The organism is Chryseobacterium sp. Marseille-Q3244, from assembly GCF_940807095.1.
Classification (GTDB): domain Bacteria; phylum Bacteroidota; class Bacteroidia; order Flavobacteriales; family Weeksellaceae; genus Chryseobacterium.
The window spans coordinates 391,038-406,900 of the sequence record NZ_CALNWX010000003.1 but is presented as its reverse complement, the minus strand read 5'-3'; the positions used below and the strand labels follow the sequence as shown (position 1 = coordinate 406,900).

Here is a 15,863-nt window from a genome sequence, read left to right as displayed (position 1 = left end):
TTTTTCTTTACAGACAACGAATAATATTTACAGCTTCCAGTAGAAATAGAAAATATCGGTGTTACGGATTTGATATAATTAATGTTGAAGGAATATCGGAGAGCCAAAGACTCTTCGTATCGATCAGGTTTTTCCAGCTTTTGCTGCTGATGAGCATCAGATTCTGAGAGTTCAGGAATTCTTTTTCAATTTTTTTCTCGTTATACAACGTAATATGATTAGGAGCTACCTGTTCAATACTTCTGATCAGTTCTTTTACCTCAATATTGTTACGAATTTGTCCTGCGGCATCCAGAATGATAATCTGTGAATTATTATTGTTAATCAGTCTTTTGGCATATTCAAGAAGGTAAAAATCACTTAAATTGAAGATCGGAACGAATACTTTATCAGCAGCAGTGAAGCCTTTCTCTACCAAAACTCCTACAGGAATATTGGTTTTATCCAGGATCTGTAGCGTGAAGTCATCAAAAGGAGAATTGTTAAAGATATTTCCTTTGCCTTTTACTGTATTCAAAAGTTTTTCAGGATTAATAATCTTGGTAGTGAAACCTAATAATCTTCCCAATAGACTTCCTTCATACATAGATTTTCCAAGCATGATAAGGAGAAGGTCATAATGACCTTTGTTGGTAATGCTGGTCAGATCATTTTCTATATCTGTAGAGGCTTTAAAAAGAGTAGTGACCTCCAGATTCAACTCATGTGATTTTTCAATGACGTTTTGAAACTGAGATTCTTCATATTCATCCATATCATAAGCATGCATTTCATCAACAGGAGCAATATTCATAGCGGTAATACTTTTATTGCCATTCATTTTATGGGTGAAATCATGAGCCAGCTTCAATAAAGTGCTTCCGGATTCCGGTTTGTCAAAAGATAATAATACCCTGTATTTTGAATCGTTGGCTGGATCAATAGGTTCATCTGCCTCTTTTTTAGATTTGAAAACAAAATTAATGAAGTCTAAAGCCGGACCCGTCATAAAAGTTGTAAACAGGGCCATAATCACAAGCATTGCAAAGATTTCTGGACCTAATACTCCCAGGTCATATCCAATATTCAGAACAATAAGCTCCATTAACCCTCTGGTATTCATCAAAGCACCTATGGTTAAGCTTTCTTTCCAGTTGATTCCAACAAACTTGGCGGTGAGTGCACTTCCTGCAAATTTTCCAATAACAGCTGTTAAAATAATAAATCCGGCGGTCATCCAGAGGTGGCTGTCATTCAATAATCCGATTTGTGTACGCAATCCTGTGAAGACAAAGAATAAAGGAAGAAGAAGAACCAGCGCTACATCTTCTACTTTATCAATAAAAAGGGTACGGAATTTTGCATTTTCCGGCATGATAGCTCCTGCCATAAATGCTCCGAATAAAGCGTGAATTCCAATGACTTCAGTGATGTATGATGATAAAATCAGAGTAAGGAAGAAAATGGCTACCATCGGTTTACTGATGGTGTTTTTTCCTGCCTGAAGATCCCCGATTCTTTTCAGGAACGGCCTCACGATTTTAATCATCAAGAAAACATAGGCAATAGCCATGATAATCACATAGATGGAACTAGTAAAAGAACCTGCTTTTACAATGGCAATTACAGCTGCCAAAATACACCATGCGGTAATATCATCTGCCGCTGCACAGGTAATAACAATGGTTCCAAGCTTGGTTTTTTGAAGGTTTCTTTCCTGAACAATCCTTGCCAATACCGGAAAGGCTGTAATACTCATAGAAATGGCTATAAATAAAGCAAAAGAAGTAAATTGGATGCCTCCGGGTGCAAATTCCTGATAAATAAAATATGATAACCCAATTCCTAGTGCAAAAGGAATAATGATACTGGCATGGCTGATAACCACTGCATCATGAGCTTTCTTTCTTAAAACACTCAGATCCAGTTCCATTCCTACGATATACATGAATAGGATAAGTCCTATCTGGCTCAAAAATTGTAAGTTGCCCAGTGATTCTTTTGGGAAGAGAAAGGCAGAGAATTCAGGAAAATACATTCCTAAAAGTGATGGTCCCAAAACAATACCGGCAATCATTTCTCCAATGACAGAAGGCTGTTTGATCTTCATACAAATCCATCCGAAAAGCCTTGCGGTAAGGATGATCGTAACAATCTGTGCCAGTAATAATGCTAAAGGGTGATGAAGATTTGTTTTAAATGACTCCTGAAAGTTATCCCAGGTAGATCCTGTGCTGGTTTTAGCAACAATATTCTCCTTAATTTCCAATGTTTGTCCTTCAATAATGAAGAAATACATCAGACAGGAAAAGATCGCTATGGTAGTGATGTAGAAAATTAAATTTCTGTATTTCCCCCAATTCATGATTCCTTTATTTTGATGCAAAGGTGATAAGAAAATGTTTACAGTAAAAGAGCTTGTTTTTAAAATGTAATGAATACGGTGAAAAATGTAATAAAATCCTGGTGTTGAAATTTTTTTGAATTTTGTGATTTGAGTATGACTTAGGAAACTGGAGCGTTAAGAAAATGAAGTCTGTGAACGTTAAGAAAACTTTATTGTCTGAGTGTGGGACTATTTTTGATAATAAAAATACAATGCTACCGCACGAGTTTAGAGCTTTTAGAGAACTGATTTCATTTTTAGCGGAAGGGTCCAGGTCTTGAATTTTTCGTTCTTTTGTTTCAAGACAAAAGAACATATAGAATAATGAACTGTAATTTGATAATAAAAGAGTACTGCGTTAGGAAAACAGAAAAAAGTTTTATTTTGTAAACAATTCCATTAATGAGTTTTTGTAAGCATCCCCCATCTGAAGCTTTAAAAAATGGCCATCATCTGAAAGAATGGTAGTGATAATTTCATTGGTTCCTAAAACTTTGATAGAAGAAAGGGCAACGATCTCTTTTTTATTAATTTGTGCAAAATCCTTGGCAGGAAGCATTTCCAGTAGGCTTTTAAAATTGAGGTTCTTTAAAACGATGGTGATTCCGTCATTCAGAATAATATCCTTGTCACGACTGTCGATTTCTGAAGTCTTGATATAGGCTATCTGTTCTGTGAGAATAACGGTTTTCCCGATATTGCTATTCCACTCAATAAATGTTTTTTTCTGAGGGGTGCTGATTTGTTCTTTAGCCTTTTCAAAAGCCTGGATCAAACGCTCTTTTTTGATGGGTTTTCTCACATAATCCACAACGTTGAGGTCAAATGCTTCCGCTGCATATTCTTTGTAGGCGGTAGTGAAGATTATTTTTTTAGAACCGGAGATAATTTCCGCTACCTGAAGCCCTGTCATTCCGGGCATTTCAATATCCAGAATACAGAGGTTGCAGTCCAGAGAATCAATTTCACTTAAGAATATTTTAGGATCATTAAATGCCTTTACGACTTCTACGTCATCAATCTGTTCACATAGAAGTTTCAAATAACTGATGGCTAATAATTCATCATCCAGAATAACGCATTTTATCATAGAATTCTCCTAAATTGATTTTTAATTCTGCCGTGAAGATACCGTTTTTTGAACTTTTTTCAAGCTGGTAATGGGTGTTGTAGATCATTTTTAATCTCTGATCCAGAGATTGGCTTCCAAAGCCACTTTTTTCCTTTTCCAGACTATTCTTTAATGAAGCCTTATTACTTACTTTCATAGTAAACACCCGGTTTTCCAGTTCCATGAAAATGGAAATAAAGGAATCCTGTGCCAGAAAATCCGTATGTTTAAAAGCATTTTCGATAAGATCTACGGAAATAAGAGGGGCAAAAACCTTTTCCTCATATATCGAATCCGATTTATTGATCTTGAATTTGATTCTGAAGTCGAAGAGAGGGTTTACCTTAATTTTATTGATCTCAATAAGGCTTAGGGCAAAGTTTAATTCCTCTTTTGGACTTACATATTTATTATTACTTTCGTATAAAATATAATCCAGTACATTCGCCAGTTTATCCAGAGACATATAGGTCTGGTAAGCATGAGACTGAACAGAATTGAGGATGTTTTTAAACAGATGCGGATTTAGTTTTGTTCCGATATGTTCCAAACGAACTTCATTCAGCCTCTGTTCGATGATTTTATTGGATTCTGAAAGCTTGATATTTCTCTGATTCAGCTTTTGATTTTTACTGAAGAGATAGATACTTACGGCTAGAAAAAGGAAAATGGCAAAAACTCCGATGAATATCAGATAATCATGAATCATGTAGTAATTACCTTCCATAAAGCTATGATTTTTGAAACTATTTTAGCTTCTTAAGAGCATTTACAGTTACGGTTTCCTCACACTTTTCAAAAGTAATCTCGTAAGACGGATTTTTTTCAGGATAGGTTATAAGATAATTGGGGCATGGCTTCTTTTGGGCATGACTTCTGTCAAAATCTACCTTTCCGTTGGTAATGATGCTGTCTTTTATAAACTTCTCATCAATCTTATAAGTGCTCATCTCTGTTTTAGCCTCTTCAGAGTATTTGAATTCTTTAGAAAGGGATTCTGCAATCACACGGCTGTTGGGTAAGTAACCGCTGCAGCTTGCCCCTTTTTTGTTTAATATAAAAAATACGATAAGTAGCCCCGGAAGGAAGCCTATTGCATAAAATTTAAGTTTTTTCATTTAGAAAATTAAAAGATTGATATCGTGGTACGTAAGTCCGAAACGGTCACAGATGATCTTTTTGGTATGTCTTCCCTTGTACATATATAAGCTCTGCTTCATTTCATTTTTGCGGATCAGCATGTTTTCAAAGCCGCCCTCTTCGTCATAATTTAAAATATAGGAAAGGAAGAAATTCGAGATAGCCTTGGTAGTGGTTCTCGGCATTCTTGAAGTAAGGTTTGGAAGTCCGCAGTGGATCACTCCGTGTTTGATAATATAAGGGTCTTCCATTGTGGTAAGTTCAGAGGTTTCAATAACCTTACCGTTGTCTATGGTAATATCGATGATGACACTGCCTTTTTTCATTTTCATGACCATATCTTCAGTCACAATAGGCGTCATATTTAATCTTGGAAGAGCTCCAATGACTACATCAGCACGTCTTAAGCTTTTGCTGAGTTCTTTAGGATCAATGATGGAAGTAGGTACACGGCTGTCTACCATGGTGTGGAGTCTTCTTAACTTTGACAATGAGTTGTCGAATACTTTTACACTTGCTCCCAAGCCAATGGCAGCTTTTGTGGAAAATTCTCCTACAATTCCAGCTCCCAGGATCACTACCTCAGCAGGCCTTACCCCTGTAATTCCGCCAAGCATTAATCCATTGGATAGTGCTAATAATTCAGAAGCATATAAAATAGAAACGGTTCCTGCAATTTCACCGATTAATCTTACCAATGCCAGCTGCTTATATTCATCCACGATAAATTCAAAGGCAATGGCATTGACCTTTTTCTCTGCAAGCTTAAGGAAATACTCCTTGTCTCGAAGATTGATCTGAAGAGCTGACACCATATAGGTATTAGGTTTCATATAATCAATTTCATCCAAGGTAGGAGGGTTGATTTTCAGGATCAGGTCCTGTCCGAATGCTTCTTTAGGATCATTGGTAATCTTTGCCCCAGATTCAGAATACTGTAAATCTGTAAAAAATGAACCTTCTCCGGCTCCGGCTTCTATGATAATTTCATGGCCGTGCTCTACCAATACTTGTACAGCGTCCGGAGTAATGCAGGTTCTCCTTTCGTTGAGACAAGTTTCCTTAGGAATTCCAATACTGAACTGTTTTCCCTTCTTTATAACCTCCAATTTTTCCTCTTTCGGCATCAATTCTTCTTCTGTGAAAGGAGTAAAAATATTTGTACTCATCCTTAAATTAAATTATGTCTTACAGATTGTTATTTTAATACTGAATTAATAAGCAAAGATACATAATATTTAATCGAATGACACTTCTCTGTTTTCACCCGTATTCACGATGCTCATTGTGTGGTAGTTAAGGCCATACAGCTCTTCTTCATACACTTCAGGCCACTCAATAATGCATAGAAAAGAGTTATCAAGGTATTCTTCGATTCCAATATCATACACTTCTTCAATGTTTTTTAAGCGGTAAAGATCGAAATGGAATACTTTTCCTTTAGAAGTATTGTATTCATTAACGATAGAATAGGTAGGAGAATTTACTTCGTCCTCGCTTCCCAGATTTTTTAGCAGAAATTGAGAGAAAGTAGTCTTTCCAGCTCCAAGATTTCCCTTAAGCAAAAGGATATTATGTTTTAATTGAGGAAGAATACTGTCAACAACTTCCTGCCAGTCTTCAATTGTATGTATAGTGAATTGCATAGGCTAATTTGTTTGCAAAAATAATGAAATAAGTTTTAGAGTGGAAGGTTTGAGAGTATTAGAGTGAGAAGGTAATAGTGTTTTAGAAGTAAGCAAGTCAATAATATGAAAATTACTATATACGATTTTACCCCATTGTCATTGACTACGTCGAATCTTCGATTTCTGAAGAAGGAAGAACTTCATATATATCTTAGATTCTTCATTTCACTTCTGAACTACGTTCGCAGACCTTCAGCCTGTATTCAGAATGCCAAGGTCATAATAAAAAGATTTGTATAAAATTGTATGTCGGCTCCTTATTTTTTAAAGATAAAAAGTGTAGCTGCTTAAGATTTTTTTAGATCCAAACTTTAAACATAATAAGGACATCTAGGTTTTGCGAAAATTTCTAACTCTTCATCTTATGTGAGCTTTTCTGCAGAATTATTTTAAACTTACTTATGTGAACTAAAGTATTTTAAAATAAAACTTTTGTGACTTTTGTGGCTTTGCAAAGTTTAAACAACTTTGTTATTTGATGCCCAAAGTCTATGATTTAAAGTTCACGAACTTTTGGCAAACTTCACAAACTTTTGCTTAAAATACCTAATTTTGCAATATGATTTCGAAGCAGACAATAGACAAAATTTTCTCAACGATACGAGTAGAAGAGATAGTAGGAGAGTACGTTCAGTTGAAGAGAGCAGGGTCTAATTTTAAAGGACTCAGCCCTTTTCACGAGGAAAAGTCTCCTAGTTTTGTAGTCTCTCCAAGTAAGCAGATCTGGAAAGATTTCTCTACAGGAAAAGGAGGGACAGCCATTTCTTTCCTGATGGAAATTGAAAACTTCACTTATCCTGAAGCCCTTCGTCATGCTGCCAAGAAATATGGAATTGAAATAGAGGAAGATCTGCGTGAAATTTCTGAAGAAGCAAAACACGCCCAAACAGAAAAAGATCTGTTATATAAAATTCATGAAGTTGCCAATACTTATTTCCAGGAAATCCTTTGGGATGATGAAGAAGGCAGAAGTATAGGGTTTGCTTATTTTAAGGAAAGAGAGCTTAAGGATGATATTATTAAAAAATTCCAGCTTGGATATTCTCCTGAAAAAAAGAATGCCTTTACTACTTATGCAATAGAGAAAGGGTATACTAAAGAAATTCTTGAAAAATCCGGACTTTCTATTTTTCCCGAAAATACTCCGGCAGGGGTTGACAGATTCCGGGAAAGGGTCATTTTCCCGATTCATAGTTTCTCAGGAAGGGTTTTAGGTTTTGGTGCCAGAATTCTTAAGAATAATGTAAAAACAGCAAAATATCTTAACTCACCGGAAACGGAGATCTATCATAAATCCAATGTTCTTTATGGATTAAACCAAAGTAAGCAGGCTATTTCAAGAAAGAATGGCTGTCTTTTGGTAGAAGGGTATATGGATGTGATCTCACTTCATATGTCCGGAATTGAAAACGTTGTAGCGAGTTCGGGAACTTCCCTGACTACGGAACAGATCAAACTTATCAAGAGACTTACAGAAAACGTAACGATTCTTTTCGATGGAGATAATGCCGGTATTAAAGCTAGTTTCCGAAGTATTGATATGTTGCTGACAGAAGGGATGAACATTCGTGTTCTGCTTTTCCCGGATGGTGATGACCCGGATTCTTTTGCCAGAAAACATCCGCAGGAATATGTAGAAAAATACATCGAAAATGAAGCGATGGATTTCATCGACTTTAAAGCAGAAATTCTGTTGCGGGATGTAGGAAATGATCCTATCAAAAAAGCAGAAGCCATCCGTGATATTGTAAAATCGGTTTCCTTTGTACAGAATGCACTGAAAAGAGAGGTATACCTGAAGGAGGTTTCCAATAAATTCGGACTCTCTGAACAGAGTCTTTTCAATGAACTGGATGTTCAGAAGCAGATTACCCAGAACCAGACTCATCATGTTCAGCAACAACAAAAGGAAAAAGTTGCACCAAAGCTGGAGATTGTTCCTTTGGATAAGGAAAAAGAAGATCCTTTTTTATTCGATGTCCTATTTATGGAGAATAAACTGGTAGATCATATGCTGATGTTTGGAGATATTGTCCTGAAAAGAAGAAATGAGAATAATGAAGAGTACCAGATTACAGTCATTGAAGAGATTCTTCATCATTTTGAAGAAGAGCAATACGCATTTTTAGTCAAAGAAAATGAGATTATTATCAATCAGGTAAGAGAGGGAATTCAGAAAGATGAGTTGAGAAGTGGAAACTTTTTTGTATCTTTTATGGACGAGGAAATTACCACAAAGGTTGTAGATGCTTTGATGCCGCTGGATGAACTGGAAAACTGGGCTTCCAGAAACATTTATCCGCCTAATTACGGGGATAAGGTGGCAGATCAGATTCAGGGTGATGTTTTACTGCATAAATACAGATATATTGATTATCTGATCACAGAAACAGCTAAGGAACTGGATCAATACAGCAATACTGATGAAGTAAAATACTATGAGCTGATTAAAAAAATCACTTTGTTGAAACAGGCTTCCATCAGATTAAGTAATATCATTGAATATTCCCCGATCAAAGGAATCTATGGGAATAGAAAAAGATAGGGCAAAGACAAAAAAGTTCCGGATTCTGTGACAAAAAGTCCTATAAAATTTTAGGAATAAATATTGTAATTTAAACGTTGAAAATAGTATTAAAATAATACATAATATAAATATGGACATTAAAAAAGAATTCAGAGATTTCTCTGTAAAACATTTAGGAAACAACGGTCTGGTTACCGATCAGTATATGGGAATGTATGGACCAACGAATCTTACTCCATACATCATGGAAGAAAGAAGATTAAACGTTGCTCAGATGGACGTTTTCTCTCGTTTGATGATGGACAGAATTATCTTTTTGGGAACAGGAATTGACGATCAGGTAGCGAATATCGTTACTGCTCAGCTTTTATTCTTAGAAAGTGCAGATCCTTCTAAAGATATTCAAATCTACATCAATTCTCCTGGTGGTAGTGTGTATGCAGGATTAGGTATTTACGACACTATGCAGATCATTAAGCCGGATGTAGCAACAATCTGTACAGGTATAGCTGCTTCAATGGGAGCTGTATTATTGGTGGCAGGAGAAAAAGGAAAACGTTCTGCACTTAAACACTCAAGAGTTATGATTCACCAGCCTTCAGGAGGAGCTCAGGGAGTTGCTTCTGATATGGAAATCAACTTAAGAGAGATGTTGAAATTGAAGCAGGAGCTTTATGACATTATCGCTCTTCATTCAGGACAGACTTATGAGTGGGTAGAGAAATCTTCCGATAGAGATTACTGGATGACTTCTGAAGAAGCTAAAAACTTCGGAATGGTAGATGAGGTTTTACAGAGATCTACAGAAAAAAAATAATTGATTGTATAATCATATTGAAAAACGCATCCAATTTGGATGCGTTTTTTTGTTTGACTGCGAATGCACATATTTTTGTATTCATTTCTACTTCTTCACAACCTTATGCACTGTAGAACCATTTTGGGTTTTAACCTCAACCCAATAGATTCCGGCATTTAAGGCTTTAAGATTAATCTTTGTTGCCTGTGAAGTCATTACTTTCTGCCCTAAAGAAGAATAAATATTTACTTCTTTCACCTTTTCAGAACTTTCAATCTGAATAAAATCACTCGTTGGATTAGGATAAATATTGAATAAGGCCTTTTTATTTACAGAAGAGACGGATAATGTAGCGTTACTTGCCTCAGTAGGAGTGAAAGGTCTTCTTTCTCCGAAGCTTAATCCCAACCAGCTATTGTTACTCAATTGTATCTGGCTAAGATCATTCTTTTTCTGCCAGCTGGAAAGATCTTTTCCTGTATATAATTTCCAGTTTTCTGCTCCAGAGTTGTTTCCCGTGAAGGCATTTAATGACAGACTGGAAATTTGATTATTGCCAGAAGTGAAATTGAAATATGAAGCTTGGGATTGAATTAGCTGTAAAGCCTGTTCTGCTGTTATACTGCCATTATATTGAATTCCAAAAACGAAGGAGTTGGCTTCACCATGAGAGTTATTGGTTCCAAAATCTACAACAACAAGACTTTTATTAGTTCCTGTACCAATCCAATTGGTAATTTGAGATGAGGTATACCATTGGGAGCTGTAAGCCGGTACAGGAGCTGATGGTGGAGTGTCGATTTCATCAAGACCATAGGTAATACCAAACCACAATCCATCTGTTAAAACAGTATAACCTACACCATTATTTTGATTGGACATATTCCCGGCATTGGGACCAGACCAGGTAATCCAGTAATCATCTGTACTTGGAGTATGGTTATTGTATGCGAAACTGTATAAAAACCCTGAAGGAATATCAGCCTCTATTGCAGGTTCTGCCGCCGCAATCGCATTAATCATGTCTTCCGCCATTAAATTATTACCATCAAAACGATAGCCCCACGCATAGGAGGCAGGTGTATTAGTGTCATTGAAATCGGCAATGAAGTAAGCCTTTTTGGAGCCGGTTCCTACCCAAAACTTAATGTCGTTTTCAGTGAATTGAGCAAAGAAAAACTGCATACAAAGCAGTAAGAAAAAAAGAGAGATTTTTCTCATAATATAATTAAATTAAAGTTTTATTCCCGAAACTTATTTATTGACAGGATGATTTTTCATCCTGAAATTAAATGGGTATTTAAGGCAGGTCTCCTGGCTCGCATCCTATAGCCAACCTTCCCGGATGTTGATCCAGTGGTATAATTAATAGCTATAGGTAAAAACAGCTTACAGTTGCGGGTACAGCTCAAGATTTGAATAATATTCTCACTTGATTCCCTATTGTGAACAGTGTTCAACCTTAAAAACGGTGCAAATATATCATATAAATTTTTGATGTCTGTTTTGTGAATTACATAGCAATGTTCAGTTTTTTCTGATGTTGAATTGTATTTTTAATAATGGGTTTTATTGATTGATAATGAATTGGGTTTTAATTTTGGGTTTTCGAAGTTAAATTTCAATTTTTATTGTTTATATTGAATTCATCTCAAGGTTATATTGTTAAAATACAATTAGCATTACATTTAAGATCAGTTTATAATCAAGTTATACTTTCGCGCCATAAAAGTTAATATGAAAAAACTACTATTATCTGCTTTGATGATGGCTTCATTATGGTCATGCAGTAAAGATGATGACAACAATGTAAATAACCAGGATATTAATTATTCTAAGCTTCCTCAGGAGTTTCCGTTTTCAAAAATGGCAACAATAAACGGAGTGGATGTTATTAATGGCGGATTTGGATCCGGCGCAGCCGCCCATCCTACAAGAAAAGGAGAATTTTATGTCATTACAGACCGTGGCCCGAACACAGATTACCTAAGTGGGAAAAAGTTTTTAACCCCCAATTTTACACCAACGATAATGCATTTTAAAATTAATGCAGAAGGGAATGTGGAAGTCATTAAATATATTAAACTTAAAAACCCATCCGGTCAGCCTATTACAGGACTTCCAAATCCTGTAGGAATGGGAAGCACGGGAGAAGTGGCTTATGATGCGGCTGGAAATATTCTGGGTACGGATAAATATGGTTTAGACAGTGAAAGTATTGTGGCAGCACCCGACGGGACATTCTGGGTTTCTGATGAATACGGACCACACATCGTTCATTATAACGCTGATGGAGTAGAGTTAGAAAGAATAAGTCCGATTGGGGTAAATACAGGAAACAGAAAACTACCTGCAGTGTTAGCTAAAAGAAGAGCGAACAGAGGGATGGAAGGCCTTTGTATGACTCCGGACGGAAAAACACTGGTAGGAACCATACAATCGATGATGTTTGTTCCTTCAAAGGCGCTGGCAACGAATACAACCTTAACGAGAATCGTAACTTTCGATATCAGTACGGGGCAAACGAAACAATATCTATATAAACAAGATGGTGGAGCTTCCGATTCGGTTTGTGATATTACAGCATTAGGCAATAATGAATTCCTTGTCATTGAAAGAGATGGTAATTTCGGAACACAGGGCGGAATTAAAAAAGTATACAGAATCAACCTAAGTGATGCAACAGATGTAACCGGAACCGACCTTGCAGCGGTAGATGGGATGAAGGTAAACGGAAAAGCCCTGGAGCAGTGTACATGGGATGAGCTTACCAAAGCAGGAATTAAACCTGTTTCAAAAAAAATAGCCGCAGATCTGGTTGCAAAATTAGGATATGAACATGATAAATTTGAAGGGATTGTTTATTTAGGAAACAATAAACTAGCTGTTTTCAATGATGATGATTTTGGGGTGGTAGATGATGGAAACGGAAATCCTAAAGCGAAGATACTACCTAAAACGGGGAAGGTAGACAAGGGAACTATGTATATAGTCGATATTCAATAATTAGATTTTTTTAACGGAAAGCGGCGGGATTTATCCCGCCGTTTTTTATTATTGACCTTGATAATTAGTTTAGAAAATAAGAGATATTTGGAAGAAAGATGCTTTTTGTTCAACCTATTCAATCCAAACTTTATTATTTTTAAAATCAATTGTGAAAATATAGCGGCACATGGCCTCAAAATTGAGCACGCCATCATAAATAATATCTCTTGTAAATGACTTTGAGATAAATGTTTTTTTTCCAATAATAAATGGGGTCTCAGAATTCATTTGATTCTTGTCTTTTGATAGTTTCCAGGTTGCAGCAGTTTTTGTAGATAAAAGTAATGGGCCACTGTTTCCGGAATCAAGAAGAAACCAGTATGACTGATTGTCTTTTGGGATATTCAAAAAAATATTAAGTTCAGTAGCTTCCAGGCCATTGGCAAATCTACTGGAAACGAGATGTTTTCTCTGTATTGCTTTTTTTGATGATGAATGACTTTCAATAATAATGGTATTTTTAGCAAGATTGAGAGTAAGAATATGATCAGTAAATGATTTTAAAGAAATAACACCATCTATTTTGGGAAATTCTTTTGGCAGAATAGTCATAATATCTAGAACACCTACTGTTGGATGGTCTATTTTTTCAGAACCTATAGTCATTGAAATATGATCTGCCTTTTGAACTTTAATAATTTCTCCGCTCATTCTAAAACCTGTAGCACTTCCATATATTTTTTTATTAAAATGCTTTGCGATCTCTGGAGAAATAAGAGTCCCACCCCCTCCGGTATCAAAAAGGAAATTATACTTTTCCCCTTCAATAATTACCTCTACAGTTTTCATGTTTTCAATATAAGGTTTTAGCCTTATTGTGTCTTGTCCAAATCCCCAAACGCTTATTCCTAAAAATAATAAGGTGAAAAATGTTTTCTTTGTTTTCATAATTCTTTTGTTTGTTATGTGAGACAGAGTAGTCTCTGTTTTATAGCAGACAAATTTGAATCATTATCTTCCAAAAAAACGACCGATTTTAAAAAGTCGAACCAAATAAAAAGGAGTGATCAATTCGCTTTATAAAAGGTGTTTCTGTATTCTGTAGGGGTTAAAGTAGTATGTTTTTTAAATGCAGTATTAAATGATGATTTTGAATTAAAGCCAACCTGATATAAGATTTCTAAGACAGTGCAATCTTTTTTAGAATGATTTTTTAATAATTCCATTGCATTTTCGATGCGGTATGTGTTCACAAAATCAAAAAAATGCTGGTTCATATTTGAGTTAATTAAAACGGATAATTCCCGGGTGGGCATATTCATTTGCGCTGCAAGGTTTTGAACTGTAAGAGCTGGATCTAAATAAGGCTTTTCTTCTACCATATATCTGTTCAGTAATTCGATTTGAAAATTGATCCTGTTATCGTTGATCTTTTGTTGGTCTTCTGATTTGATCTTCGGAGGTATTTCACCTTTTAAATCGTTTATGATCTGTAATTGAGTATCAACTCCTCTAAAAAACTCAGGATATTTTAATGCTTTTAAAACAAACCAGCTGGCGACAATTAATGCAATGATATCCAGAAATCCATTAATGAAAATCAGAAGTTGGTGATCATTGGTATATCTCAATATATTTTTAAAGGTTGCAAAATAATGAACAGCTGTAAAAAGTAAGGTTATTTGAAACAACCATTTAAAGACTAAATTGGCAGAATAAGATTGATTTTGGAGATAGAGATTTTGGGTTCTTCTCAAAATCATGAAAATGAAAATAGTGTAAACTAAATACTGGATTTCTATCAAATATTGGAAAATAATCATTTCAAAGGTTTGATGATGATGTTTGAAGAAATACTTTTTTTCAATATCATCAGCTCCATAAATTCCTGAAGCCAACAAAAGGTTGATAACGATAAAAGGAATTGTATGTAACAGAAATTTACTTTTTAATTGAAAGTCATTATAGCAAAGTGATAAAACATACAAGTAGAATAGGGGAATGTTCAATAATATGATGGTCCACCTGAAAATCTCTAAATTTGGATAAATGCTAATGATAGGTTCAGCAATGAAAACTCCGGCAGCATCAATAGCTGTCAGAAAAAGATATCCTGCAAAAAGTTGATTGGAAAGCTTTTTAGTAGATTTGATGGTCAATAAAAAGAAAATAAGAAGGAATAATATAAAAACAGATATGATAGCGATCGTTTTTAAAAAATCCATTTAAGTAGTTTTAAGTGATGTATAAAAAATAAAATTCTTTAGGATTTCTTCACTTCCTATCCTTCTTGGCCCCCACTAATTTTTCCTAAAAATCAAAACAAGTGTAAATATAGTTTTTTATAATAAAAAAGCGGTCTCAAAGAAATAATGATTCTCATAGTCATCTGGCTGATAGCTTTTGCCATTTAGCAGATTCCTGGAGTATTATATTATCTTTTAGAGACCGCCTCTTTTTTATGTTGCTTCTTTTAATTGAAACCTTCAATAATCTTAGAGAAATCCTCTAATTTCAAAGCAGCACCTCCAATCAGACCTCCATCAATATCAGGCTGAGAGAAGATTTCTTTCGCATTATCAGGTTTCACAGAACCTCCGTAAAGGATGGAAACCTCATCAGCAACCTCTTGCCCATATTTAGCAGCAATGATATTTCTGATGTGTGCATGAATTTCCTGAGCTTGCTCCGGACTTGCTGTTTCTCCTGTTCCGATAGCCCAAACCGGTTCGTAAGCAATAACTACTTTTTTGATCTCTTCAGCAGAAAGCGTGAAAAGAGCTACTTCAGTCTGGTTTTTCACCACTTCAAGGTGTTGTCCTGCTTTTCTTTGTTCAAGAGTTTCTCCGTTACAATAGATTGGAGTAAGACCTCTATCTAAAGCTAATTTTACCTTTCTGTTGCAATGAGAATCTGTTTCTCCGTGGTATTGTCTTCTTTCAGAGTGACCGATTAAAGAACCTGTTGCATCGATAGATTCCAGCATATCCGCAGAAATTTCTCCTGTGTACGCTCCGCTTTCGTGCTCACTCATGTCCTGAGAAAATACACCGATTTCATCCTTTTCAAAGATGTCTTTAGCCATCATTAAGTATAATGAAGGAGGAGCGATCCAAACCTCACAGTTGGTAGCATTGTTGTTTTTATAGCTTAGCAATTGAATCATTAATTGTTGTGCATCAATTACATTTTTGTTCATTTTCCAGTTGCCTGCAACTATTTTTCTTCTCATAATTATTTTTTAT

At 35.5% G+C, this 15,863-nt stretch carries 13 protein-coding genes and 1 riboswitch; of the genes, 3 read left to right on the top strand and 10 right to left on the bottom strand.

Annotated features, from left to right (window positions below; translation table 11 throughout):
• Positions 1-61: 61 nt before the first annotated feature.
• The 6 genes from NBX25_RS07590 to tsaE all read right to left on the bottom strand — a co-directional run bounded on the left by NBX25_RS07590 (position 62) and on the right by tsaE (position 6,262).
• Positions 62-2,344: a cation:proton antiporter gene (locus NBX25_RS07590; protein WP_250253329.1), complete on the bottom strand. Its 2,283-nt coding sequence runs from the start codon at positions 2,342-2,344 to the stop codon at positions 62-64.
• Positions 2,345-2,744: 400 nt separating this feature from the next.
• Entirely contained in the window at positions 2,745-3,455 is a 711-nt protein-coding gene (locus NBX25_RS07585) for a LytR/AlgR family response regulator transcription factor (protein ID WP_250253328.1), read from the bottom strand.
• Positions 3,430-4,203 (bottom strand): histidine kinase, encoded by a 774-nt coding sequence (locus NBX25_RS07580; RefSeq protein WP_123908489.1) that lies wholly within the window; start codon positions 4,201-4,203, stop codon positions 3,430-3,432. Before NBX25_RS07580 ends, NBX25_RS07585 begins: the two co-directional genes overlap by 26 nt.
• Positions 4,204-4,222: 19 nt before the next feature.
• Positions 4,223-4,594, bottom strand: a complete 372-nt coding sequence (locus tag NBX25_RS07575; RefSeq protein WP_123908488.1) for a DUF4258 domain-containing protein — start codon at positions 4,592-4,594, stop codon at positions 4,223-4,225.
• The gene (locus tag NBX25_RS07570) at positions 4,595-5,785 is read right to left on the bottom strand and encodes an alanine dehydrogenase (protein ID WP_123908487.1); all 1,191 of its coding nucleotides are present in this window, start codon (positions 5,783-5,785) and stop codon (positions 4,595-4,597) included.
• Positions 5,786-5,854: 69 nt separating this feature from the next.
• Positions 5,855-6,262 carry a tRNA (adenosine(37)-N6)-threonylcarbamoyltransferase complex ATPase subunit type 1 TsaE gene (tsaE, locus tag NBX25_RS07565; protein WP_123908486.1) on the bottom strand — a complete coding sequence of 136 codons (408 nt, stop codon included), beginning with the start codon at positions 6,260-6,262 and terminating at the stop codon, positions 5,855-5,857.
• A 601-nt stretch (positions 6,263-6,863) separates the two neighbouring features.
• Between tsaE and dnaG the strand changes: the two genes are divergently transcribed.
• Together dnaG and clpP are read left to right on the top strand one after the other, a co-directional pair.
• Positions 6,864-8,849: a DNA primase gene (gene dnaG, locus NBX25_RS07560; protein WP_123908485.1), complete on the top strand. Its 1,986-nt coding sequence runs from the start codon at positions 6,864-6,866 to the stop codon at positions 8,847-8,849.
• Positions 8,850-8,961: 112 nt separating this feature from the next.
• Positions 8,962-9,648 carry an ATP-dependent Clp endopeptidase proteolytic subunit ClpP gene (clpP, locus tag NBX25_RS07555; RefSeq protein ID WP_123908484.1) on the top strand — a complete coding sequence of 229 codons (687 nt, stop codon included), beginning with the start codon at positions 8,962-8,964 and terminating at the stop codon, positions 9,646-9,648.
• An 87-nt stretch (positions 9,649-9,735) separates the two neighbouring features.
• Here clpP and NBX25_RS07550 read toward each other — a convergent pair whose 3' ends face one another.
• On the bottom strand, positions 9,736-10,851 hold the full coding sequence (locus tag NBX25_RS07550; RefSeq protein ID WP_250253327.1) for a T9SS type A sorting domain-containing protein: 1,116 nt from the start codon (positions 10,849-10,851) through the stop codon (positions 9,736-9,738).
• A gap of 66 nt (positions 10,852-10,917) precedes the next feature.
• Positions 10,918-11,110, bottom strand: a riboswitch (cobalamin riboswitch).
• A 257-nt stretch (positions 11,111-11,367) separates the two neighbouring features.
• Here NBX25_RS07550 and NBX25_RS07545 point away from each other — a divergent pair.
• Positions 11,368-12,636 carry an esterase-like activity of phytase family protein gene (locus tag NBX25_RS07545; RefSeq protein WP_123908482.1) on the top strand — a complete coding sequence of 423 codons (1,269 nt, stop codon included), beginning with the start codon at positions 11,368-11,370 and terminating at the stop codon, positions 12,634-12,636.
• 114 nt (positions 12,637-12,750) lie between these two features.
• Here the strand turns inward: NBX25_RS07545 and NBX25_RS07540 are convergent, their stop codons facing one another.
• The 3 genes from NBX25_RS07540 to tpiA all read right to left on the bottom strand — a co-directional run bounded on the left by NBX25_RS07540 (position 12,751) and on the right by tpiA (position 15,850).
• On the bottom strand, positions 12,751-13,566 hold the full coding sequence (locus NBX25_RS07540) for an aspartyl protease family protein (protein WP_250253326.1): 816 nt from the start codon (positions 13,564-13,566) through the stop codon (positions 12,751-12,753).
• Between the two features lie 119 nt (positions 13,567-13,685).
• Positions 13,686-14,843 (bottom strand): helix-turn-helix domain-containing protein, encoded by a 1,158-nt coding sequence (locus NBX25_RS07535; protein WP_250253325.1) that lies wholly within the window; start codon positions 14,841-14,843, stop codon positions 13,686-13,688.
• 248 nt (positions 14,844-15,091) lie between these two features.
• On the bottom strand, positions 15,092-15,850 hold the full coding sequence (gene tpiA, locus NBX25_RS07530; RefSeq protein ID WP_250253324.1) for a triose-phosphate isomerase: 759 nt from the start codon (positions 15,848-15,850) through the stop codon (positions 15,092-15,094).
• Positions 15,851-15,863 lie beyond the last annotated feature (13 nt).